This is a genomic window from Mesorhizobium japonicum MAFF 303099 (assembly GCF_000009625.1).
GTDB lineage: Bacteria > Pseudomonadota > Alphaproteobacteria > Rhizobiales > Rhizobiaceae > Mesorhizobium > Mesorhizobium japonicum.
Map to the genome: position 1 here is coordinate 5,078,193 of NC_002678.2, position 21,455 is coordinate 5,099,647.

21 protein-coding genes and 3 pseudogenes are annotated in these 21,455 nt (G+C 58.1%); 12 read left to right on the forward strand and 12 right to left on the reverse strand.

The window, feature by feature from the left end; translation table 11 throughout:
- The first annotated feature begins 452 nt into the window (after nucleotides 1-452).
- Nucleotides 453-1,289 (forward strand): IclR family transcriptional regulator, encoded by an 837-nt coding sequence (locus tag MAFF_RS25570; RefSeq protein ID WP_063825845.1) that lies wholly within the window; start codon nucleotides 453-455, stop codon nucleotides 1,287-1,289.
- Nucleotides 1,290-1,500: 211 nt separating this feature from the next.
- Here MAFF_RS25570 and MAFF_RS25575 read toward each other — a convergent pair whose 3' ends face one another.
- A complete protein-coding gene (locus MAFF_RS25575; protein WP_044549192.1) occupies nucleotides 1,501-1,752 on the reverse strand; it encodes a hypothetical protein in 252 nt (83 codons plus the stop codon).
- A 269-nt stretch (nucleotides 1,753-2,021) separates the two neighbouring features.
- Here MAFF_RS25575 and MAFF_RS25580 point away from each other — a divergent pair, with 269 nt between their 5' ends.
- The gene (locus MAFF_RS25580) at nucleotides 2,022-2,234 is read left to right on the forward strand and encodes a cold-shock protein (protein ID WP_010913901.1); all 213 of its coding nucleotides are present in this window, start codon (nucleotides 2,022-2,024) and stop codon (nucleotides 2,232-2,234) included.
- Between the two features lie 245 nt (nucleotides 2,235-2,479).
- Here MAFF_RS25580 and MAFF_RS25585 read toward each other — a convergent pair whose 3' ends face one another.
- Both MAFF_RS25585 and MAFF_RS25590 read right to left on the reverse strand, forming a co-directional pair.
- On the reverse strand, nucleotides 2,480-2,929 hold the full coding sequence (locus tag MAFF_RS25585; protein WP_010913902.1) for a MucR family transcriptional regulator: 450 nt from the start codon (nucleotides 2,927-2,929) through the stop codon (nucleotides 2,480-2,482).
- A gap of 189 nt (nucleotides 2,930-3,118) precedes the next feature.
- Nucleotides 3,119-3,415: a hypothetical protein gene (locus tag MAFF_RS25590; RefSeq protein WP_010913903.1), complete on the reverse strand. Its 297-nt coding sequence runs from the start codon at nucleotides 3,413-3,415 to the stop codon at nucleotides 3,119-3,121.
- A 656-nt stretch (nucleotides 3,416-4,071) separates the two neighbouring features.
- Here MAFF_RS25590 and scpB point away from each other — a divergent pair.
- Nucleotides 4,072-4,417: pseudogene (gene scpB / locus MAFF_RS25595) on the forward strand (SMC-Scp complex subunit ScpB); the annotation flags it as partial.
- A gap of 30 nt (nucleotides 4,418-4,447) precedes the next feature.
- On the opposite strand, the gene MAFF_RS25600 reads toward scpB, so the two are convergent.
- Entirely contained in the window at nucleotides 4,448-5,752 is a 1,305-nt protein-coding gene (locus tag MAFF_RS25600) for a DUF5623 domain-containing protein (RefSeq protein WP_244420610.1), read from the reverse strand.
- A 401-nt stretch (nucleotides 5,753-6,153) separates the two neighbouring features.
- Between MAFF_RS25600 and MAFF_RS38235 the strand changes: the two genes are divergently transcribed.
- Nucleotides 6,154-6,801 carry a helix-turn-helix domain-containing protein gene (locus MAFF_RS38235; RefSeq protein WP_010913907.1) on the forward strand — a complete coding sequence of 216 codons (648 nt, stop codon included), beginning with the start codon at nucleotides 6,154-6,156 and terminating at the stop codon, nucleotides 6,799-6,801.
- Between the two features lie 121 nt (nucleotides 6,802-6,922).
- Nucleotides 6,923-7,231, forward strand: coding sequence for a hypothetical protein (locus MAFF_RS25610; protein WP_010913908.1), 309 nt, complete (start codon nucleotides 6,923-6,925; stop codon nucleotides 7,229-7,231).
- Between the two features lie 20 nt (nucleotides 7,232-7,251).
- Here MAFF_RS25610 and MAFF_RS25615 read toward each other — a convergent pair whose 3' ends face one another.
- The 6 genes and pseudogenes from MAFF_RS25615 to MAFF_RS38245 form a co-directional block, all read right to left on the reverse strand.
- Nucleotides 7,252-7,743: a hypothetical protein gene (locus tag MAFF_RS25615; protein WP_010913909.1), complete on the reverse strand. Its 492-nt coding sequence runs from the start codon at nucleotides 7,741-7,743 to the stop codon at nucleotides 7,252-7,254.
- 453 nt (nucleotides 7,744-8,196) lie between these two features.
- Nucleotides 8,197-8,349: pseudogene (locus tag MAFF_RS38240) on the reverse strand (citrate/2-methylcitrate synthase); the annotation flags it as partial.
- 216 nt (nucleotides 8,350-8,565) lie between these two features.
- Entirely contained in the window at nucleotides 8,566-9,201 is a 636-nt protein-coding gene (gene bioD / locus MAFF_RS25620; RefSeq protein ID WP_010913911.1) for a dethiobiotin synthase, read from the reverse strand.
- Nucleotides 9,198-9,323 (reverse strand): hypothetical protein, encoded by a 126-nt coding sequence (locus MAFF_RS41195; RefSeq protein WP_280112123.1) that lies wholly within the window; start codon nucleotides 9,321-9,323, stop codon nucleotides 9,198-9,200. The genes bioD and MAFF_RS41195 overlap by 4 nt, the downstream gene beginning before the upstream one ends.
- A complete protein-coding gene (nadC, locus tag MAFF_RS25625; RefSeq protein ID WP_010913912.1) occupies nucleotides 9,320-10,198 on the reverse strand; it encodes a carboxylating nicotinate-nucleotide diphosphorylase in 879 nt (292 codons plus the stop codon). The genes MAFF_RS41195 and nadC overlap by 4 nt, the downstream gene beginning before the upstream one ends.
- Nucleotides 10,195-10,365, reverse strand: coding sequence for a hypothetical protein (locus tag MAFF_RS38245; protein ID WP_080512101.1), 171 nt, complete (start codon nucleotides 10,363-10,365; stop codon nucleotides 10,195-10,197). Before MAFF_RS38245 ends, nadC begins: the two co-directional genes overlap by 4 nt.
- 160 nt (nucleotides 10,366-10,525) lie before the next feature.
- Here MAFF_RS38245 and MAFF_RS25630 point away from each other — a divergent pair, with 160 nt between their 5' ends.
- The 4 genes and pseudogenes from MAFF_RS25630 to MAFF_RS25640 all read left to right on the forward strand — a co-directional run.
- Nucleotides 10,526-12,133, forward strand: a complete 1,608-nt coding sequence (locus MAFF_RS25630) for a Mu transposase C-terminal domain-containing protein (RefSeq protein ID WP_010913914.1) — start codon at nucleotides 10,526-10,528, stop codon at nucleotides 12,131-12,133.
- Between the two features lie 6 nt (nucleotides 12,134-12,139).
- Entirely contained in the window at nucleotides 12,140-13,018 is an 879-nt protein-coding gene (locus tag MAFF_RS25635) for a TniB family NTP-binding protein (RefSeq protein ID WP_010913915.1), read from the forward strand.
- Complete coding sequence (locus MAFF_RS41500) at nucleotides 13,015-13,896, forward strand: TniQ family protein (protein ID WP_010913916.1); 882 nt, start codon at nucleotides 13,015-13,017, stop codon at nucleotides 13,894-13,896. Before MAFF_RS25635 ends, MAFF_RS41500 begins: the two co-directional genes overlap by 4 nt.
- A 115-nt stretch (nucleotides 13,897-14,011) precedes the next feature.
- A pseudogene (locus MAFF_RS25640) lies at nucleotides 14,012-15,077 on the forward strand (IS256 family transposase); the annotation flags it as partial.
- Nucleotides 15,078-15,125: 48 nt separating this feature from the next.
- On the opposite strand, the gene MAFF_RS37035 reads toward MAFF_RS25640, so the two are convergent.
- Both MAFF_RS37035 and MAFF_RS39325 read right to left on the reverse strand, forming a co-directional pair.
- Complete coding sequence (locus tag MAFF_RS37035) at nucleotides 15,126-16,559, reverse strand: DDE-type integrase/transposase/recombinase (protein ID WP_157866078.1); 1,434 nt, start codon at nucleotides 16,557-16,559, stop codon at nucleotides 15,126-15,128.
- On the reverse strand, nucleotides 16,471-17,022 hold the full coding sequence (locus MAFF_RS39325) for a hypothetical protein (RefSeq protein WP_010913921.1): 552 nt from the start codon (nucleotides 17,020-17,022) through the stop codon (nucleotides 16,471-16,473). Before MAFF_RS39325 ends, MAFF_RS37035 begins: the two co-directional genes overlap by 89 nt.
- Before the next feature lie 112 nt (nucleotides 17,023-17,134).
- On the opposite strand from MAFF_RS39325, the gene MAFF_RS41200 reads away from it, so the two are divergent.
- From MAFF_RS41200 to MAFF_RS25660, 3 genes are all read left to right on the forward strand, one after another.
- Complete coding sequence (locus tag MAFF_RS41200) at nucleotides 17,135-17,257, forward strand: hypothetical protein (RefSeq protein ID WP_010913922.1); 123 nt, start codon at nucleotides 17,135-17,137, stop codon at nucleotides 17,255-17,257.
- 646 nt (nucleotides 17,258-17,903) lie between these two features.
- On the forward strand, nucleotides 17,904-20,516 hold the full coding sequence (locus MAFF_RS25655) for an AMP-binding protein (RefSeq protein WP_244420611.1): 2,613 nt from the start codon (nucleotides 17,904-17,906) through the stop codon (nucleotides 20,514-20,516).
- A 53-nt stretch (nucleotides 20,517-20,569) separates the two neighbouring features.
- Nucleotides 20,570-21,412, forward strand: coding sequence for an L-proline cis-4-hydroxylase (locus MAFF_RS25660; RefSeq protein WP_010913924.1), 843 nt, complete (start codon nucleotides 20,570-20,572; stop codon nucleotides 21,410-21,412).
- Nucleotides 21,413-21,455 lie beyond the last annotated feature (43 nt).

Consider the following 21,455-nt stretch of genomic DNA (forward strand, 5'->3'; position numbering starts at 1 on the left):
TGCGGATCGTCTAAGCACTCGCACCAACTGGCGCCCCTGACCTCTAAACATAACGACCCTCGGCATGGCGTTGCAACTAGCGCAATGGCGTTGCGCAATGTGGCAGGTGCGTCTACGCTTGTCAAGTGGACGGGGACTGGTCGAGGCTTCTGAGAGAGTTTGCCTAACTGGGATGAGCGGCGCCGTTTGCGTCCGAACATGGCCAGCGACTAAATGGCGATGCGGCTCAATGAGTTCGCGCATGACATTAGAGGAGCAGGAACGAGGCGGATTCGGCTAAGTTGCGTTCCGGCCAACGCAGGTGTGAACTCCAACTCGGTCATTGCCACCCCCGAGAGAGCAAGCCATACCCGGGCCCCAGGTTCACCAAACGCGCCCTCTAAGGGCGAGCACCCGCGATGGAATGTCAAATTGCAAATAATGCAGCGGTGTTGCAAACTTCACGAAAATAGATGCGCAATTGGACTAAGGAGCCTTCCGTGAGTTCTGTCAAACATTCCCCAAATGACCAGGACCGAGCTCCCGGTGAGGTTTCGACGGTACAGAGAGCATTGAACTTGCTGAAACTGCTCGGCACAACTGAAAAGCCGATAGGTGTGAATGAGATCGCGCGCCGGCTAGGGAAGCATGTAAGTGCAGTCTCAAGGACGCTGGCCACGCTGGAGCACAATGGCTTCGTCGAGCGTGACGAGGAGACTGGGCGGTTTGTGCTCGGAGTTGAGCTTATCGCGCTTGCGAGCAGACTCCTTGCTGAACACGACGTGGTTCGTGTGGCGCGACCCTACCTCGAGGAACTTGCCGAGAGCACGAGGGAAACGACCTCCCTCAGTCTTTGGAATAAGACACACGCTATCAACGTTGAGCATGTGCTTGGCCCCGGGTCGATCAAGCACATCGCTGCACCGGGGCGCCGTAACCCGGCACACTGCACGGCTACTGGAAAAGCCATGTTGTCACACATGCCAGACTCCACACTGAGAGAAGTATTAGCGCTCGGACTAGAACGTTACACAGATCGTACGACTACTGAGGTGAGCGCTCTTGAAAGTGAGTTGGACCATATTCGCAAGCAAGGATACGCGTTGAATGTTGGGGAGTTCATTCCTGAGATTGCCGCCGTCGCGGCCGTTATCCATGACCGGAGGGGACGAGTTGCCGCTGCAATTGCCGTTACAATGCCGGTTTTTCATTTTACTCAGCAAATTGAACAACAGCTGGCGCCACTTGTCATAAATGCGGCGGCGGCTATCTCTAAGCGTTTAGGATATCACAGTGCCCAGCCAATTTAGCTTGCAAATGACGATACCCCGTGGCCCTACCATGCGGGTACCCAGTCTTCGCTTCCGCCATATCGTTGTTCGCTATGGCGGCCAGGTCAATGCCGTCCCAGATTGACTGTGGCCGCTTGACGAGCCCACGCGTCTATTTGATCTCGTCGACAAAGGGTCGCTGCTGCTTCATAGTGCTCTCGGCAGTTTTTGGGGGAGTTGCGGATGTCGTCTAGCCCGATTGCACGCTGTCGTCCACCCGTTCCCAAATATTCTCCAACGGTTTTCGACGACGTTGCTGTCGTCGAAGCCACGACTGGAGCGGCTCACCGCCGACGCCTTGGTCCGCCCTCCTGATCTCTTGTCCTTTAGTCAGCATGACCGCCGAGACGATCATATCGCCCACGCACTCGCGCTTGTTGGGCCCATCGCCAAGCCGCAGAATATGCAGAATGCAATGAAGATGGTCGCCGCCCTCGTCCATGCTCCCATATTCCCGAGGATGTCAGACCCGTCCAACGCATTTTTGGAATCGGTCACGAGCGACCGATTCATGCTGCTGATGGATCTCCAACTCAGCATGCCGGATGTCATGGGGTGCGTTTTGTCACCATCGGTCCAACTGGCTGCAAGCGCTTACCCTAGCGTGTCGCTCCCGGTCTTGCGGTCTTTCGCATTTGCTGCGTTATGCTATGAACCGGCCCGGCATGATCGCCGAACCAAACGTGTGGCAATTTTACAAGGAATACGCATATGGCGATTGGAACCGTGAAATGGTTCAACAGCACGAAGGGATTTGGATTCATCCAGCCCGACAATGGCGGTCAGGATGTTTTCGTCCACATTTCCGCTGTCGAACGCGCGGGCCTCTCCACCCTCACGGACGGCCAGAAGATCAATTATGAGGTCGAACAGGACCGCCGCACTGGCAAGTCTTCCGCCGGCAACCTCAGCAAAGCTGGCTGAATTTTCTCCTGCGGCCAGGCAATAGTCGCGTGGGACGCGGCACATTGTTGTGACGGCGGCCGCTCGAGAAGAGTGGGCGAGAACACGGCTCGTCCGCAGGCTGGGGGCAACAGATTGCTGCGCGGCCGCGAATTTCTTGGGAAACAAGGGATTTGCAACTGAAGGCGGGTTGGTCCCCGCCTTCTCATATTCTGTGCAGATGCTGCGGCGGCTGCGCGCTCCGGAACGAAGCTTGGGCGATAGTGTCAGGCAGCGGCCTTCTTGCGGGTCCGCGCTTCCGGCTCTTTCGGTTTGCGGCCGAGCCCCATGGTCTTGGCCAACGCCGAGCGCGCCGCGGCGTAGTTCGGCGCGACCATGGGATAATCCGCCGGCAGATGCCACTTGGCGCGATATTCGTCCGGCGTCAGCCCATGGTGGGTCGACAGATGGCGCTTTAGCGATTTGAATTTCTTCCCGTCATCCAGGCAGATGATGTAGTCCGGCGTGACCGACTTCCTGATCGGCACAGCAGGCTCAAGAGCCTCCGGCTTTGCTGCGGAAACGAAGCCGGCCGTGCCTTTCAGTGCTGCATGCACCTGGCCAATCAGGGCAGGGAGATCACCCACCGGGACCGGATTATTCGAGACATAGGCTGAGACGACATCGGCGGTGAGCTCGATGAGGGTGTCGATGTTTTTGTCTGCTTCTTCTGTCATGCAACTCTCCAGGCGGCTTAAAACACAGTGGGAAGTGGTGGTTCTAGTGTCGGCTGCCCCTGGACGCAATGAATGTTTCGGCAGCTTTCTTGTACAGGAGTTGAGCGGCTCGCTGTTGGCAGACACGTGACCGGCTCAGAGTTGGCTTCGGCGATCTGAGGACAAATGTTAAGTTTCGAGCTGCCATTTTCAATGGCGATTTAGGCGGATCGGGTTACCGCCATCAGGGATACCTGTCTGCTGCTCAATCTCGACATAGCGTCCGATCGACCGCAGATACGCAATTATCTCATCCATGAGATGATCGCGTTCGCCGTAGGTTTCGGCAATCCAACGCAGCTGTGGCACGATGGCCCTCTGTTTCGCGGGTGTCAAATCGCCATCACCAAAGACGTATCCCAAGTGGTCAATCGCGTGTATGTCGCAGCCAATTTCGACAACTGCTTGCACGAATGCTGAAATGACCTTTTCTTGCATGATCTTCATGTCGACTTTCTCGTTCAAGGGCGTGTTACCGTCTTTCCATGCCGTTGGCTTCGTCTAGAACGGCGCAAGCGATTAGCATGATTGCTCCAACCCAACCTCGTCCCATGCGGCTCTTATTATCGCAGCCACCAGCCTTCAATGGCACTGACGTCACTCTTACCGCTACCGCGTCCGGTTTGATCTTGGCCGAGGCATCATGAAGTTTGGCCGGTACTCCCGACACGGGAGGACCTGAAAGCCAAGAGGTTAAGGTGATTTTTGTCCAATATCGCAAATCTCCCTCGTATCGGGAGCGGCGATCTGCCTCGACTCCAGGCCAGGAGCGAGAAGACAGCGCAATTGACTTTCTTTTCGACGCCACTGCCTAGAACGAGCCTTATCCAGGGCAACACTGGCATTTCGCCGTCCGCCACATCCTTTGGGTCCAACGCGGCCAACTGGGCAAACATCCTCATAGGTCAGATCTGCCATTGGCTGATTAGGTATCGCATGCGTCAGCCCTGGCTACCTACCGATTGTGGTAGGCCATTTTAGGTTCGCTGGCTCATAATGGACGCAGCATCGGCAAGCTTCTTTTCGGTAGCTTTCCATCGCGAGGGGGCCGGATCTCGGCCACTACTCAGCGCCAGCTCCTCCATGACAGCGAGCCCGTTGGGAGTGAGTCGGAGGTGCTTGTCGTGATGATGAACGCCTTCTTCCAGCCGATCGCGCGCCGAACTGCCGTCCTTCTTCGGCACGGAGATCAGCCGCGACCGGATCGGCAATTTGCGCTCCTTCGGCTTGATCGCCTCCGGCCCGCGCAGCCCGACGCCAGGCGCCCCCTATACCTATGTGACGACGAAACATTTCCTTCTGGAGTTCGGGCTTGAAACCTTGCGCGATCTTCCCGACTTCGAGGCGCTCGAGGATGCGGGGCTGCTGTCGAAGGAAAAGCTGCTTGCTGGCTACATCATGCCGGGGTTTTCGGGCCCCGGCGAGATTGGTGCCGACGCCAACGAATAGAGGGCCTGGGCCGCAGACGACCAACCATCGTTACCGCAGCTTCTCGAGCGATCGGACAGCAAGATCGATTTTCCCTACGAGTTCCCTCAACGGCGCACAATCCGGATAGTGCTGCATCAGCACCGACTGTGCGAGGCGCAGGTTCTCGATGTGCTGTTCGCCAGCTTTTGACGTTCCTCCCGCGGAATGCTCTCCGTAATAGAGGTCGAAAAACACGGCATCGGACATAGCCTGCCGATCGTGTTCGCATTGAACCCAGTCATCAAGCTCGCTTCGGACTGCATCAACGCGCTTGTACACGCCGGCGCGCGCTCGCGTGTCGGTAAGCACACCCTTCAGCAGGGTGCCTATCCTGACATGCGCGTCCACAGGCATCGCCGCCTTCGGACGCCGGCGCCGCTTGCCGCTGAGCGGCAGCCGGTACTCGACAGTGGTTTTGGGACCACGTGGCGAGGGCGCCTTTCGTTGGACGTCTCTCGCGAGCTTCGCCTCGGCCTCCGCCTTCTCTCCCGGAGTCACAAAAGGAGCGTGATCATCGGTGGCGACCCTGGCACAATTCTCGGGCACGATAGGTGAAGGGGCTTTGGCAAGCACCTTGAGGAGCCCATCCAGCGAATATCCCTTCGATGCGTCGGCATACAGATAGAGTTCACTGCTGCCTTCCGGATAGTACATCCCCGCCCATTCCGGTTTTGCAAGCGACCAGTTGTGTTGCCGCGCCCAGGTATTGCGCTCGGCAATTTTCGACGCGACACTCGCTGCGTAAGGTTCGTCGGCTCCGACGTGATGTTTTGCGACTGGATCGTACCAGACACTTCCATGATCATGTCCAGTCAGGCGGGCCGAATACCCCCCTCGGGGTTCGACGCGCGCTTTGGATGGCCGCAGTCCGGTGATATCCATGAACTGCAATACCCTTGCAGCCCCGCATGTACGCGCCAGCGCCGCGTTCGCCGAGTCTGGCCTGTATTCATCGATCACATGGTCCGAGGCATGGCGCCGGAAACGACCGAGCTTATGAGCATATCGATACTGAGATGGCTTGATCAGCTCATCGAGTGGCATTGTTAAGAATACCCGGATCGTCTCACGGCCGGAGGTTCGTGTTTGGCCATCGCGCCAGAAAGTGGAAATGTAGACGGCATGGCGCGCCGGAGCGGATTCCGCTGAATACGCGGTCAACGATCGGCGTGCATGCTGAAAATTGCCGAAGCCCGATGCCTGCGACGCGGTGTCGAGGGCTTTGTTATGCGAGATTGAATCTCGCTTTGAGATCGCCTTGGCAAGGCGCTTGATGCCCTCAATCGAGGACGGCTGAACATCTGTCTTGGACATGCCAGTTCTCCTGGCTCGTAGGGAAGTGTCGCCCGTCAACCACCTCGCGAGCCCGAACATGACATGAACGGGAGGGTCAGCATCGGCAGTGCTGTCAACAGCTTCGCAACGACGGGCGGCGCGCTCCTGCCAGAGCACCGAATCGTAGAATACAACTGATTTCTTTTCGGGAGAAGGGTTTGAACCACTGCCTCGATTGAGCAACATGTCGAGGCTCAGACGGACCTGCCGCGGCTCCGTGCTGGTCGCCATCCGGAGCCAAAGAGCCGGCAGACCAGGCAACGCCCGTCGGGCTATAGTGGTCTGCTCGGCTACATCTGGCGAGCGGGTAACATTCTTGGTGAGGCAGCCGGGAACAAAGTCGTGTGAGGCAACACGACATCTCTACCCGGACGTGATTGATGGAGAATAAAAAGGCATTGTTGAAACCGAAACGCTCCGGCCTCTTCCAGGCGAAGGCGACGCTCAACAGCAAGAGCAGACCTCATCCCGCCGATCAGCATGTAGGCCGGCAGATCGCCACTGTTCGCCTCCAATCGGACGTTTCGCAAGCTCAGCTTGCCCGAGCGATAGGCGTCAGCTTTCAACAACTCCAGAAATATGAGAACGCAAGAAACCGCGTCAGTGCATCAATGCTTTACGAAATCGCGAGGTCGCTGGACGTTCCTGTCAGCCGCTTCTTCGAAGGCCTGCTGGGAAACGAGATCAGCGGTGAAACTTCGCCTCTGCCGATCGATGAACGCATAGAGTTTATTGCGAGCGCGGAAGGCCGGCGCCTGATTGAGGGGCTGATGCGCCTTCATCCTCGGGTGCGGTCGCGTGTCGGCTCTGATCTCTGCATTGGGCGAAGAATTGGCTTCATTCGACCTGAAGAAAGACAACGACACGGCCGGCTGAGTCGCCTAGGAAGCCCCAGCGCCATCAATACACGAAGGGGCTGGCCCGCAACGGGCGCAGCGTTCGCTGAAGCTTTCGGCCGACCGCGCAGTGCATTTCGGGCGTGGTTGCTTGCCTTTGGATTGCATCTGCCGAAATCCCGCGTATCCTGATTGTGCGCATGTGAGCATAAGGTGGCGCCTGGCGCCTTGATTGGCCACCACACTGAGAACCACCGTCGGATGGCGACCGATAGGCTGATGTCACAAACGCCACTCAAAGGAATATCCTCTCATGGATTCCAATGTCATTATCGCGTCCCTGCCAGTGACGGGGGCTGATCGTTCTGTTCTGATCGAAGTCGCGGACGCCGCGTTCGAGGCCGTCATTGAGCGGATCGAACCAAACAATGAGGAGCTGACGCGTAGACTTTGGGACGCCGGCGACTATATCGACAATTGCGTGTTCCCCGACCTAATCAGCCCTGACAAGTTGCCGATGCCACGCGACGAGGTTGCGTACCTCATCGATGTGTTCCTTGTGCATCATGTCCTTGATTTGGCGGTTGCGGCTGACAGAGAGGCCGCGGAGCCGCGGTATTGACCAACAAAGCAGCAACGGGGTTAGGCCTTGCCGGCCGCGGCCGTGGCAACCTGCTGCGGAGTTTGTGGGGACAGTGCCATCAATACGGTGACTTTTACCGCCACCTCCTCGAGGGTGGCGGTAAGGCGGTTTATCTGCGAGGCGGTCGCCGCCAGTTCCGGGCCGTAGCGGGTGACGAGATATTCCCGATTCTGGCTGAGGGACTGAAGATGCTTGGCGGTTTTCGCGCGAAGGCGCAGCCCCGCTTCCAGGGCCTGCTCTGTCCGCTTCGACAGGTCATGCTGCATTTTGCGGATTTGATTGGGGTTGTGCCCCCGGTGGAGCAAAAGCGCGGTCAGATAGAGCTCGATTGCGTGGATTGCCGATAATCTGAATGGTGCTCGAGTAAGCGGCTTGCCAGGTCGGCCGAGCTGCAGGAGCAGGCTTGCGGCCTTGCGGTATTCTTCCGCCAACTCGTGGACTTGTCGCGGGGAGGCCAGCTCTCCCGGATATTTGCGTTCTTCGTTCGTCATCTATGCAAAGTAAAATGCTAACAGGCAGATTTCGTAAAGGGGCAAAACCATGGTATTCGCAGGCTTCGGACGGCACGTTCTACCATAACCATATTCACTACGAGACAGCTTCTGCAAAAAACGATGCCAGGAGACAAATGCGCCCTGTCCCAAAAGCAATTTCTGAATTCGAACGGGCCGGGCTCTCGGCTACAGGGGGCCTATCTTCTGATGTCGTCCCAGGATGAAATGGGGCAGGCGCAAAACAATCGAACTGACACATGAGAACATTCTGAACCCGGCTGAGCATATGCGCGCTTCGCGTGGGTGATCGATCGGCTTGCTCAGGGATCATCGAGCGTAATTTTCCTACAGGTTTCCGCTTTCTGGACCCGATCTGATAGGACGCGAGGCGCTGGATCCGGCGCCGTCAACTGGCCCTCACTTGCCTTTACGATCAGACATCGGTACCTACTAGCGTTCTGTAGCGCCAGTGAAGAGCGGCCGGGGGCGGCCGATCTTCTGGTGCGGATCCTCGATTATTTCCTTCCACTGCGCGATCCAGCCGACGGTGCGGGCGACCGCGAAAAGCACGATGAACATGGTGGTGGGGAAGCCCAGGGCTTCAGCGTCTGGTCGAGGCACGCCGAGGTCGGCTCGATGGCCTTCATGATACGGCGATGGTGGTGGCCGTGGGTGACGACCCACCAGGACGAAATGGCATCCAGGACACGCGCACTGTCGGCCTTGTGGAGGGTAGGCGACTTCCCTCCGGACGATCTCGGGGATTGCCGGCTCGAGTACGTGCTTGCGTGAACGGATGCCACAGACGAGACTGCGACATCATTGGCGTCCGGCAATCAGGTCTAGGTCGAAGCTGGCAATCATCGCTTGCCTCAGCGTTTTGGGCGTCAGTGGATCGAGGTGCGGCAGCCTGCCGAGTTGTGGCACATTGCCCAACTCAGCGATCGTCCTTTGGCTGTCGGCCACCTCGTCGCCGATGAAAGCAACGCCCATGATTGGGATGGAGCGAGCCTTGAGCGCCTCGATCGATAGCACAGTGTGATTGATGGTGCTGAGCGCGGTGCGTGCGCAAAGGATGACGGGTAGTTGCCATTCCCGGAAAATATCGATGAACGTTGTCTGTCGGTTGAGCGGCGCCATGAGCCCGCCGGCGCCTTCGATGACGAGCGGTGTCGGCAGGACCGGAAATGAAAGATCGGCAGTCTCGATCGAGATGCCGTCGATTTCGGCCGGACGGTGCGGCGAAAGCGGGCTCTGCAAGCGGTAGGCTTCCGGCAGCACGCGGCCTGGCGGCAGGCCGGCAAGCCGTGCAACGACCTCGCTGTCGGTCTCGGCGTCGAGATCCGATTGCACCGGCTTCCAGTAGAAACCGTCGAGCAGGCCGGCGAGCCCTGCCGAAAACACGGTCTTGCCAATTCCGGTGTCTGTCCCGGTGATGACGATACGCTTGGTCATGCCTTGCCCAACACCTCGAAGAGCGCGTCGATCATGGCGGAAATGTCGGGTTCGTCGACATGCAGCCGCGACCCGGTGGCGCCGGCCGGCGTGCCCAGCTCTATGTTCGTCGTGCGAGTCATGCGGGTTTGCTCGCAGGTGATAACGACGCTCGAAAATCAAGTCCGATATCGAGGATCGGCGCGCTATGAGTCAGCCAGCCAATGGAAATCAGATCGACGCGGGTGGCGGCGATGGCTGGCGCCGTTGCGGCGGTGATCCTGCCCGACGCCTCGGTGATGGCTCGACCGGCAACCATCGCCACCGCCTGGCGCAAGTCGTCGACTGACATGTTGTCGAGCAGCACAGCGTCAGGAGTAAGCGTCAGGGCCTCTTCCAACTGGGTCAGCGTGTCGACCTCGACTTCGATTTTGACGAGATGGCCGGCACTTGCTCGCGCGCGCTTGATGGCCGCACGGATCCCGCCGGCGATGGCGATGTGGTTGTCCTTGATCAAGATCGCGTCGTCGAGGCCGAAGCGGTGATTGGCGCCACCACCGGCGCGCACGGCGTATTTTTCGACCGCCCGCAAGCCGGGTGTCGTCTTGCGGGTGCAGGTGATCTTCACAGGGTGGTCGCGGATGGCATTGACGATCGATGCCGTCGCCGTGGCGATGCCGCTCAGATGGCACAGGAAATTGAGTGCGGTGCGTTCGGCGGTGAGAATGGCCCGGGCCGGGCCAACCACCGATGCGATGACCTCTCCTTCCACGACACTGCAACCGTCTGGCCGCTCCACCAAGATTTCAACGTCGGGACTGATCAGGCGGAAGGCGAGCATGGCCAGATCGAGCCCCGCGACAATCCCGCGCTGGCGCGCCGCCAGCACGGTCCTTGCATAGTGGAAGGGTGTTACAATGGCTTCCGTGGTTACGTCGCCGGCCCTGCCGAGATCTTCGAGGAGGGCTGCCCGCACCAGCGGTTCGAGCATGATAACGGGAAGCGGGCTGAGGTTCATCGGGTGGCCCTTTCCACCGCTGAGGAGTGCGCCAGCTCCCGCGCTGCGCCCAAGGCGGCTTCGAGGGTGATTTCGGACCGTCTGGCGTCGGGTGCAGGATGGGGAAAATCCGTCCGGTAGTGGGCGCCACGACTTTCCTTGCGCCGCATGGCGGCAATCGCCATCATCAGCCCGACAGCAGCCGGGTCTGCTGCCGCGTCGTTGCTTTCGGCGATCGGCAACAAGGCAATTGAGAATTTGCATTTGATTTGAGATTCGCGCTTGGCCCGCTGCAGTAATTGTGAGATTCTGACGGCCTAACGTTAGCTTGAATTGTTCGCAGGCGGCATGGGCGACGACACCAATGATGATTACGGAGACCGAGCGCGTTGGAACGAGGCGTGCCGGCGCGAAGAGGCAATCCGCAAGCTCGTGGAGCGCTATCCAAAAGGTCTGAGCGGGCAGGCTGTAGCGGATCTGGCGTGGGAACTGGACCTCAGCCGGGCCACCCTCTACAGGATGATCAGGCTGTTTCGAGCGGGTGGCACTGTAAGTTCACTGATGGACCGAAAGCGCGGTCGGCGCCAGGGACATCGCGCCCTCAACAAAGATCGAGAAGCCCTCGTGCGACGAACGATTGAAGGCTTTTATCTCAAGCCGACACGCCCGTCCTTCGCGCAGCTGGTTCGCCAGGTCCAAATCGCCTGCGCAGCGGCCGGCCTTACTCCACCAAACTGGCGCACTATCAAATCCCGGGTTGAAGAGGTCGATCTACGGGTGAGGGGGCGTAAGCGCGGCGAGAGCGAGGTCGTCAAAGCTACAACGGCCACGCCAGGTGCCCTTTCGGCGTCGCGGCCGCTTGAGCTTGTTCAAATCGATCATACCAAAGTTGACGTATTCGTTGTCGACGAAGACACGCGTCAGCCGCTCGGACGGCCCTGGCTGACACTAGCGTTGGACATCTTTTCTCGGATGGTGACGGGCCTCTATCTGACCATGGAGGCGCCCTCGCGATTATCGACAAGCCTATGCATACTGCACTCCGTGTTCGACAAGACCCCATGGTTGCAGGAGAGGGGTATCCATGAAGCGTGGCCAGTGGCCGGTTTGCCGGGAACGATACATGTCGACAACGGCGCGGATTTTCGTAGTCATGCATTCGAACGTGCTTGCCGGGACAACGGCATACAGATCGATTGGCGTCCGCCGGGGACGCCCCATTTCGGCGGCCACATCGAACGGTTGATTGGCACGCAGATGGGCGCGGTTCACCTGCTGCCAGGATCGACCTCGAGCAACATCGAGGAACGGCGCGAGTACGATGCCAAACGCCATGCGACACTGACGCTTCGAGAGCTTGAGCGCTACATCGCACTCGAGATCGTTGGGCAATACCATCATGCTATCCATGGCGCACTCCGTCGGCCACCGATTGCGGTCTGGCGGCAGCACGAGAGCGAGTTGGTGTTGCGCCTGCCGAACGATCGTATGCAATTCTGGATCTCCTTCCTGCCGGAGGCAGAGAGAACGTTGCGCCCGACCGGCATCCATCTTTTCAACATCCGCTACTGGTCTCCCGCCTTCGCCGCCGATATCGGACGGGCCAAGGCCCGCCTGATTGTGAAATACGACCCCCGCGATTTGTCGCGCGTTTTTGTTAGGCGTCACTCCGGCAGCTTTGTTGAGGCTCGCTATGCCGATGTGACACTCGCGCCCATTACGCTGTGGGAGGCGCAGGCTGCCCGGCGCAAACTCAACGCCCAGGGCAAACGCGAAATTGACATGCACGTCCTTGTCCGTACTGCGCTTTCGCAGCGCGAACTGATCGAGGAGGCGAAACACAAGACACAAGGGCGTCTGCGGCTTGCGAAAACGAATGTGGATGACGATGAAGTGGGATCGCTTCGAGGCGTCGATTCAAGCAAACCTGTTCCCTCCGTTGAAGATCTGGATTGAGCCCCTTTGAGCACGGATAACGTCCATCTGACGCAGGCGGCCAAAGACCTCCTAGGCGAGCCTGATATTGTGCGAGTTCGCGCAATTCAGGCTCGGCGCTGGATTTTTTATCCGCGCGCCAAGCAGGCGCTCGATCGTCTCAACCTGCTGATCGACCATCCTCGCGGCACGCGCATGCCCTCGGTGGCCATCTACGGCGACAGTGGTATGGGCAAGACGATGATCCTGGAAAAATTCTGCGACAACAACCCCGCCCGTTTTGATCCGACGACCGGCGTACAGACTATACCGGTCCTGGCAATCGAGATGACCGGGAAGCCAGGTGAGCGCCGTTTATATGCCGGCATTCTGGCTGCACTTGGCGCGCCACAGGCACCCCGCGCCGACATCGTACAGATGGAGCAAGCGGCGTTGCGGCTTCTGAAAACGGTCGGCGTCCACGTTCTTGTGATCGATGAAGTACATAACATTCTCGCCGGCTCGTACCGCGAACAGCGGGTCGTGCTGAACACGCTGCGATTTCTCAGCAATCGGCTTCAGATCTCCCTCGTTTGCTTCGGCGTTATCGAAGCGCGCGAAGCGATAAGTGGCGACGTACAGCTTGCCCGCCGATTCGGCGAGCTGACCTTGAATAGGTGGGCGGCCAACGAACAGTTCGAAGCACTAGTTTCGTCCATTTTGCGGAATATGCCGCTTCGCCGACCGACGGTGCTGACGCCGAAATCTCTACGCCGAATTCTGCAGATCAGCGGCGGCATCACTGCAAATATTTTCCAGGCGATCACGAGCCTGTCCGCCGAGTCGATCGAGAGCGGCTTAGAGCATATCACCGATGAAGCTGTGGAAAGTTGGCGGCCGCCAGTTACCGAAACAGCATACGCATGATCCGAGAGCTCAACGGCACACGGCCACTTTCAGTCATTCTCAAACCCGTCCCAGATGAGCTCCTGTCGTCGTGGATCACGCGCCATGCCGATTTCTATGGTGTTCCACCGCTCACGATGCTTCGCCATGCCCTTCCTGAGGCAACATCTTTGCGGCAAACCGATACAAACTTGGGGCCAACCGCCGCCGTTCACATTGCGAGGCTGTTTCGATCCCAATCTTCGACAATCTTGGCAATGACCACGTCTGGGTTCCCACAATCGGCAGCGCGGCTCGTCGCGCCACGCGTCATTCAATGCTGCGTCGCCTGCTCCGAGCAAAACAGCTTGCGAGGTGCCTCAACTGCGGTACAGCGAAGCTGGATCGAGGGTTGGCGGATAACCTGTCCCGTTTGCAGGCAACGGCAGCAAGGAACGAGGGAGGGGGCATCTGCCCTCCCAAGCACGTCATCGCCGTTCGAGGATCTTTGGGTAAATGCCGTCCATGGGGAGGAGCTCATCGATAAGTCGCTGCGGGGAGCATCTGTCGGTGGGGTATCGCCAATCGATATCGCCCGGTTGCTGCTCATCAGACGATGCCCAAAGCGCTCCCGTCATCAGGCATCGACACGCCACTCCACCATCCTTGGCGCCGTCGTTCAAGGTTTCGATGAGCTTGTAGCCGAACAGGGTCTCCCAAGACCTACGATTGCAAGACCCATCTTGCCTATCGGACTTCGCATGGCGCTGCTCGCTGGTATCTCAATCGTCTATGAGGCAGGGCCCACGTTAGTCTCCGAACTCAAGCGCCAAACGCTTGGGCCCCATTACACGCGATTCGTTGCAATCGGCGCCGGCATGTCGGCTTCGAGAAACTCTCAGCCGCTGCAGGTGAATTGAGACTCAGGGGCATTGAATCTCATCATTAGGTACAGTGGTCGCGAGAGGTCGGCGCAATCTTACATTTAAGTGCAGTGCGACACCTGCCAGAACTTCTCATGGAGAGCGATACGCCATGAACGAGACTACCAATGTTTTGCGTCTTCGTCAGCCCGACGAAATTGATGATCCCCTGACGGATGTGCTCCGCACCGGGGGGCGCAAATTGCTGGCGCAGGCGATCGAGATCGAGGCCAAGACGTTTCTAGCCGAGATGCGGGCTTAAGCTCGGCGACGGCCGTGAGCGGATTGTGCGGCATGGTCACGGCCCGGAGCGGAGCATCCAGACGGGGATCGGGCCAGTGCCAGTCAGCCGGGTGAAGATCCGGGATCGCGGCGCGAATGGCGAGGTTGATCGGGTCCGGTTCTCCTCATCGATCCTGCCGAAATGCGCTGCTTCCCGTTCTCTACCTGCGCGGTGTTTCGACGGGCGATTTTCAGGAAGCGCTGAGCGCGCTTGTGGGCAAGGACGCGCCGAACCTGTCACCCTCGGTGATCACGCGGCTGACGGGAGAGTAGAACGCCGACTACGAGCGTTGGCAAAAGCGCGATCTTTCGGCGCGCCACTATGTCTATGTGTGGGCGGACGGGGTCTATCTGCAGGCGCGGATGGAAGACCAAGCCGAATGCATGCTGGTCCTGATCGGCGCCACGCCCGAGGGCAGGAAAGAACTCGTCGGTTTCCAGACCGGCGTTCGCGAGAGCGCACAGAGCTGGCGCGAGTTGCTGGTCGACGTGAAGCGGGGTGGCCTGAAGATCGCGCCCGATATTGCCGTCGGCGATGGTGCGCTCGGCTTCTGGAAGGCGCTCGACGAGGTCTTTCCCGGCACCAGGCACCAACGTTGCTGGGTGCACAAGACAGCCAACGTCCTCAACAAGGTGCCGCTCTCGGTGCAGGCCAACATGAAGACGGATTTGCGCGAGATTTACGGCGCGAAGTACGATAAGGCGCTCGACTGCCTGAAGAAGGATCGCGAGACGTTGCTTTCGTTCTACGACTTCCCCGCCGAACACTGGGATCATCTGCGTACGTCGAATCCGATCGAGAGCGTCTTGCCACCGTTCGCCACCGCACGGTGCGCACGAAGGGCTCCCTGTCATCGAAAACCGCCAGGCTGATGGTCTTCAAGCTCGTCATGGCTGTCGTGTTGCCTCACCTAATTTTGTTACCGGCTGCCTCACCAAGAATGTTACCCGCTCGCCAGACGTGCGGAATCTGAAGCGACATACGGCGCTAGGCTGCTGACCTCGCCGATGAGCCGCTGCACGGCTTGTTGTCGCCACGCCCTTACTCGCTTCTGCAACGTGTGAAGCTGGTGCAAGCTGTATCGTCCGGGATAACGGACCTGGAACTCGACGAGAAGTTCAAGTGCGGTCTGATCCGGACGCTCTTCAAGGCATCGTGCCATCTCTTCCCAATGGTCCTTAAAGATGTCGGGACGTCGGCCGCGCGGTTTGTCGTTGAGCCGACGATAAGTCTTTGGCCCAACGACAACACCGCGCGCGCGAGCCGCTTGGCGCCAGAGATTGACCCGTTGAACGAGTGTTTTGTACTGCTTGCGGGTAAATCGACCTGGAAACTGGACGCACAGCTCCTCGAAGAGCTGCGTGGCGTTGATGTTGGGGAATTCCTCCAATCGGCGACAAACGATCGGCCACACCATGCGGAGCGCCTGGACGCGGGCTTGGCCAGGCTCGGCGTAGACCGGCTTCGGCTTCTCCTGCATCGTCGCGGGAGGAGTGGGTGGGATCACCGGTTTGAGCGTCGGCGAGGGACTCGCAATAAGGGTTTGTGTCGAGACCTTTTGTAGACTTCGCAGGTAACGCGGTTTGGCTTCGATGGAGAAGGTCGGACGGATTTCGCCCGCATGCCAGGCGCTCGATAGGCTGGCTACGAACGCGGCCAGGTTGGGCGGTTCCGATGTCGCCGGTGGCGGTGTTTCGCCGTCAGCCAGCGCCGCCAGATAAGCCTGCACAGCTCGCATCTCCTCCAGCAGCTTCAGCGGATCGAGGTCGCCGGCGATCTCGCGCAGCTTGTTCTTGGCGGCCATCGGCATAGCCTCCGCCTGCAGGAGACGCTCGCAGGGAGTCTGCGGTGGATGATAGCGCTTGGCCACCTTCGCTCCGTCGCGCTGCTTGGCAGCCAGCTTGAACGAGGGCTGGAAGAAGTTCACAAACAGCCGGGATGCCCCGTAGAGGCGCGTGATCGCTCTGGCTGCCGCCAAGCCCTCGAAGCGTCGATAGCCCAGGAGCTTCCGAACAACCGCCCCATTTTTCTGCTCGATCCACGCTTGGTCGTTCTTACGGTAAGGTCGCGAGCGAGTGAGTTCGATGCCGTGACCAAGGCAATATTCGATCAGCCTGTTGTTGACGAACTCGCTGCCATTGTCCACATCCAGCGCTCTAAGGGCAAAGGGCAAGCCCATGCGGATGCGCTCGAGTGTCTCGACCACGAGGGTGCCTTCTCGGGCCACGATGGGCGCGGCCTCCGTCCATCCGCTCGCGATATCGGTCAGAACCAGGCTGTGAACGTAGCTACCGCGGTTGGCCTCTCCGCAATGAGCGACCAGGTCCATTTCCATGCTGCCGGGAAGCGGCTCGTTCCAGTCGGCAAAGGTGCGCATTTTGATGCGCCGCCGGGGCTCTGGCACAACCCTTGGCTTCTTTTTCGTACGTATGGTGCGCCTTGGCATGGAGCAAGCGGTCGATCGTCGCGGCGCTCATCGACAGGATCTTGTGGCGGATCTCCTCCTCGAGCTTTAGATGTCCATTGCGTTCCAGCGCCGGCAATAGAATGGGCAGTAGAGCCTTGAGCCGCTTGCCGCAAACTCGGTCGGAAGCTTCCCACAGCACAATCAACGCGGCCCGAGCGGCCTCATCATAGAGCGACGGGCGTTGGCGGGTCTGACGGTGCTTCCGCTCCGGGTGGCTGTTCAGGACACGGATTGCGGACTTTTCGTGATATCCCGTCGCCGCGATGAACTCCTCCAAGATCCGGCGCTTGTCCTTGGTCGTTGCGGCCGCATAGCGATCCCTGACCGCATTGGCCAGTTCCATGCGCATGGCATGGGTCATCTTCGTCTTCATGTTGCCTCCCTGGTGGTGAAGGCACCATGGCGACATGCGCCTTCACGGGTAACATTTTAGGTGAGGCAACGAGCCCGCGCGGTAACATTTTCCTTGAGGCAATGCGACAGTCATGGCCGCCGCCAAATCCTGGCGAAGATTGAAGGGACAAAATCAGTTGCCCAAACTGCTCGCGGGTGCCAGGTTCCAGGACGGCATCGAGGCCATCGAAATGAAGCCGCAAAGCGCCGCTTGATCAACCCAGCCACCCAAATTCCGTTATAGCTCTGCTTGACGGCTATCTGGTCCATAACCATGATCCGCCTACCAGCAACATGGTTGTGTGGCGCGGCATGACCGGCTTGCACGACATCGCCTTCGCCATCTCCATTGAATTAAGCCGATGATGTGGGCAATCGGAAGCCACCCCGGATGGCTACAGCGGAGGGCGAGAGCGCCGAACCATGCTCCGGCGGACAGGACATGCACGGCATCGTTGAGCGGATGAACGACGCCTCTCGATCGCTCTGCCATCGATCGCCATCTGCAAAGGTACATCACGACGGAATCTAAGAGTAGCCGACAAGCCGACAGCATCGGCAATTGTCGGCAACCCGACAACTGCTGTCGGGTTTATCAAAGTCGCGACTGGATAGGGCTAGACCCGACGTTCTGCCATACACCATTTAACCCATTGAATGCTTTGCGAACAATTTGTTCTGACGCAATCTTGGCGCAGTTGGCACGATTGTTGAAGCTCCGAAGTGTCGACGCTAGACGAAATGAGATTGGCCGCGCTAACGCGGCCTGCCGACTGCGACTCTTCACCGCGAAACGTCCCATGCAAACCTCTGGGCGGAAGACGGAAAACTGCAATGGACATGCCTACGATGCAGACTCTAATGCCTACCCTGTCCGGTCCGCGCCGGTCATTACGTTTTGGCGACGACAACATAGGCGATGTCATTGCCAAAACCCTGGATAAATTTGCGTCCAACACGGCTGTGCGGACGAACGAGAACGGCGACGTAAGCTATCAGGAATTGGGGATGTCCGCGTCCAGGCTTATGGGGCGCTTCGTGGCTATCGGCATCCGCCCTGGCGATGCGATTATACTTAAATTTCCCCGATCGGTGGATTTGGTCACAGCTATTCTCGCCACCCAAATGCTGGGCGTTGCCTTCGTGCCTGTTGATCCATCGGAGTCCGATCAGCGGTTGGACCACATAATCCGCAACACGAACGCCAAAGCGATCGCTAGTCCAGATCCTAGTGGTTCGATGCGCGTAGAGCCTATTCCGACACGCGATGATATCCACTCAGCGTTCTCAAACATTGCGTACATCATGCACACCTCTGGGAGCACCGGTATCCCGAAAGGGGTGCCGGTCTCCCAGGCAGCTCTCCTGAATTTGGTCGACTGGTATGTCGACATGATCGATTTCTCGGAAGGGATGAGCATCTCCCAACTCACCCGACCCTCATTTGATGTCTCGATCCCGGAGTTCTTCGTGCCATTTGCGACCGGTGGGACAATTGTCTTGCCGACTACGCAACTGCAAGCACAGGTCATTCAAACGGTCGAGTTCCTAGTTCAAAGCGGCACGAACGTCCTTCAGATGGTTCCAACCCTGTTGCGGCGCTTCCTGGGAGCACTTGAACGTCTTCCCTATGTAGCGGAGCGGTTCACGGATCTCAAATATGTTGTCTGCAATGGTGAATCCTTGCCAGACTCGCTTAGGCGACGATTTTACTCGGCTCTTCCTGACGCTACGCTGGTAAACAGCTACGGGCCAACCGAGTGTTGTGTTGCCGTTAGCTATCACTATTGCCGCCGTGGCGACGCAGAACTCCCAATGTTCATCGGTAAACCAGCATGCAACGTTGATTTCTATGTTCTTGACGAAGGCAACTCGGAGGTTGGTTTTGAAGTCGAGGGCGAGCTCTGGGTGGGAGGAGTGCAAACGTCCCAACGTTACGTGGCGGACGAAGCACAGTCGAAACTTCGCTTCGTGCCATTCTTGACGGCTAACGGTGAACAAATGCTGTACCGCACGGGTGACTATGTCGTGGCGTCGGAAGAAAACGGATTGCGGTTTCTCGGACGAAACGATGATCAGATCAAGTACCGAGGAACCCGGCTGGAGAAAGGAGAGATTACCAGCGCCCTCGATAAGACGGGCCTATGCACGGATTCAGCTGTGGTCGTGGTCGATAGAGACGACGACAAGAGCCAGGATCTGGTCTGCATGGTGACGCCCGCGGACGCTGACGTGGAAGAAGTTCATCGGCGACTTTCGGATATCCTGCCGAATGATCGCGTTCCGAGGCTCGTTGTGCCTCTTGTCGGGCTTCCTTTCACAGCTAATGGAAAACTCGACCAGATCGCCCTCCAGAGAATTGCCAAGGAGGCGATCAGGGCGAACATGAACCATGCCACATCTCGGAAGGAACATTCGGCGGGGTCACCGCTAGATCACTTGCTGGAGGCGGTACACGCCGCAAAGGGAAGATGGGCATTTCCCAGCTTAACAGCTCGGGAGTGCGACATAGATTCACTGAACTTCCTCGATATCCAACTCAAGTTGGCCGAAGCCGGCCTCATGTTTGGCGAGGACGTCTATCAAGAGCAAGACCTATCGCTCGAGGAGTGGGCAAGGAGAATTCAACCGGTGGGTCGCAACCAATCTCATGCGAGCACCACGGGCAAGAGCGGGAAGGGTGCCGAATTTAGGGACGAGTTGGAGCAACTTATTGAATACATTGAAAATAAAGCTCCAAGCACGGTTGTACTGCACTCATCGCTTGTAGCTTTAAGGAATATGACCCCCAAAGAGATAACAACCATTCTCCTTGAAGGGATCGAGCGCGTCTCCGCGTCGTCCACCGTTATTCTCCCGGCGTTCACGCCGAGCTACTGTACTACGCAGCGCTTTCATTGGACGGAGACCAGGTCCGAAGCCGGGGTTTTGGCGGATCTTGTGATGCGAGAGCTCCCTGCTGGGCGCACCAAACATCCAGCTTATTCCATGGTCGTGACTGGCCTGAGAGCGCAGGAATTATGCGAAGCCGATTGGTGGAAATGCAGTCCGTTCGGTGACGATTCGATTTTTGGATTGATCAGCCAGCTCGGGGGCTTTGTCATGCGCCTGGGCACACCGGTTGTTACTCATGTGCACCGCTGCGAATTGTTGGCGCAAGTGCCGTACATGAAGACGACCGATATCGAGGGAGTTGTTGATTTCGGGACCGGGCCGCTTGACGCCTCATCACCGGTCTATGTTCGCGATGTCATGGGAAGGCCCGAGTATAGGTTTCTGGCGCGTGATGTCGCTCGCGACGACTATGAGTTGAAGGACGTCATACGTGACTTCGCGCTGGGTGGAACCTACGCAAGGCTAGTCGACGTGAAAGACATGGAGTCCATTTTGGTTCGCGCCATGCGGAATGAGCCATATGGCTTCCTTAGGGAGGAGGGCAGGAACGAGGCACAACGCGCATATCCCCTTGGATAAGTCGCGCAGATAGCTGCCTGATTTTCGAAGTGAACTAATTCGGAGGCTAGACAATGACAACGCGGATATTGGGTGTGGTCCAGCTTGATCAAAGGCGACTGACAGACGATTTGGCTGTCTTAGCGAAGTCCAACTTCTCGAGCGAATATTCGGATTTCGCCTGCGGGCGGTGGGAATTCTGCATGCTCCGCAATCAGTCGGGGAAGCAGGAGGAGCAGAGAGTGGTCGTCCACGAGACCCCAGCGCTGGCGACACCTCTGGGCCAATCCTTACCCTATCTCAATGAATTGTTGGACAATCACTTTGATAGGGACTCTATACGCTACGCGCGGATCATCCGGATATCAGAAAACGCGTGTATAATACCTCACCGTGATTACTTGGAACTAGAAGGGAAATTTATCAGAGTGCACCTAGTTCTAGATACGAATGAAAAGTGTTCCAATACAGAAGAGAATAATATATTCCATATGGGACGAGGTGAGATCTGGTTTCTTGACGCAAGCCTGCCGCACAGCGCGGGATGTTTCTCACCAACTCCACGCTTACATCTAGTGGTCGACATCGAGGGGACTCGTTCCCTGGAAGAGGTTGCAATCAATGTCGAACAGCCGTCGGCAAGGAATGCCACGGTGGATACTCGCAAGGAGTGGACTGATGAAACGCTCGAATCCGTTCTGGGATTTTCGGAGATTATCAGCGAGGCCAATTATCGAGAGATCGTCGCGATTCTGGCGAAGCTCCACTTTTTCCACAAGGTCCACTGCGTGGATATGTATGGCTGGCTTAAGGAAATCTGCCGACGTCGTGGCGAGCCGGCGCTTATAGAAAAGGCCAACTCGCTTGAGCGATTTTATCTCATTGACCGTGCTGCTGGCGAGGTCATGACTTATTGATCGGTGTGACTGAGTTGTCCGTCGGGGGCGAGTAGTTGCTTTC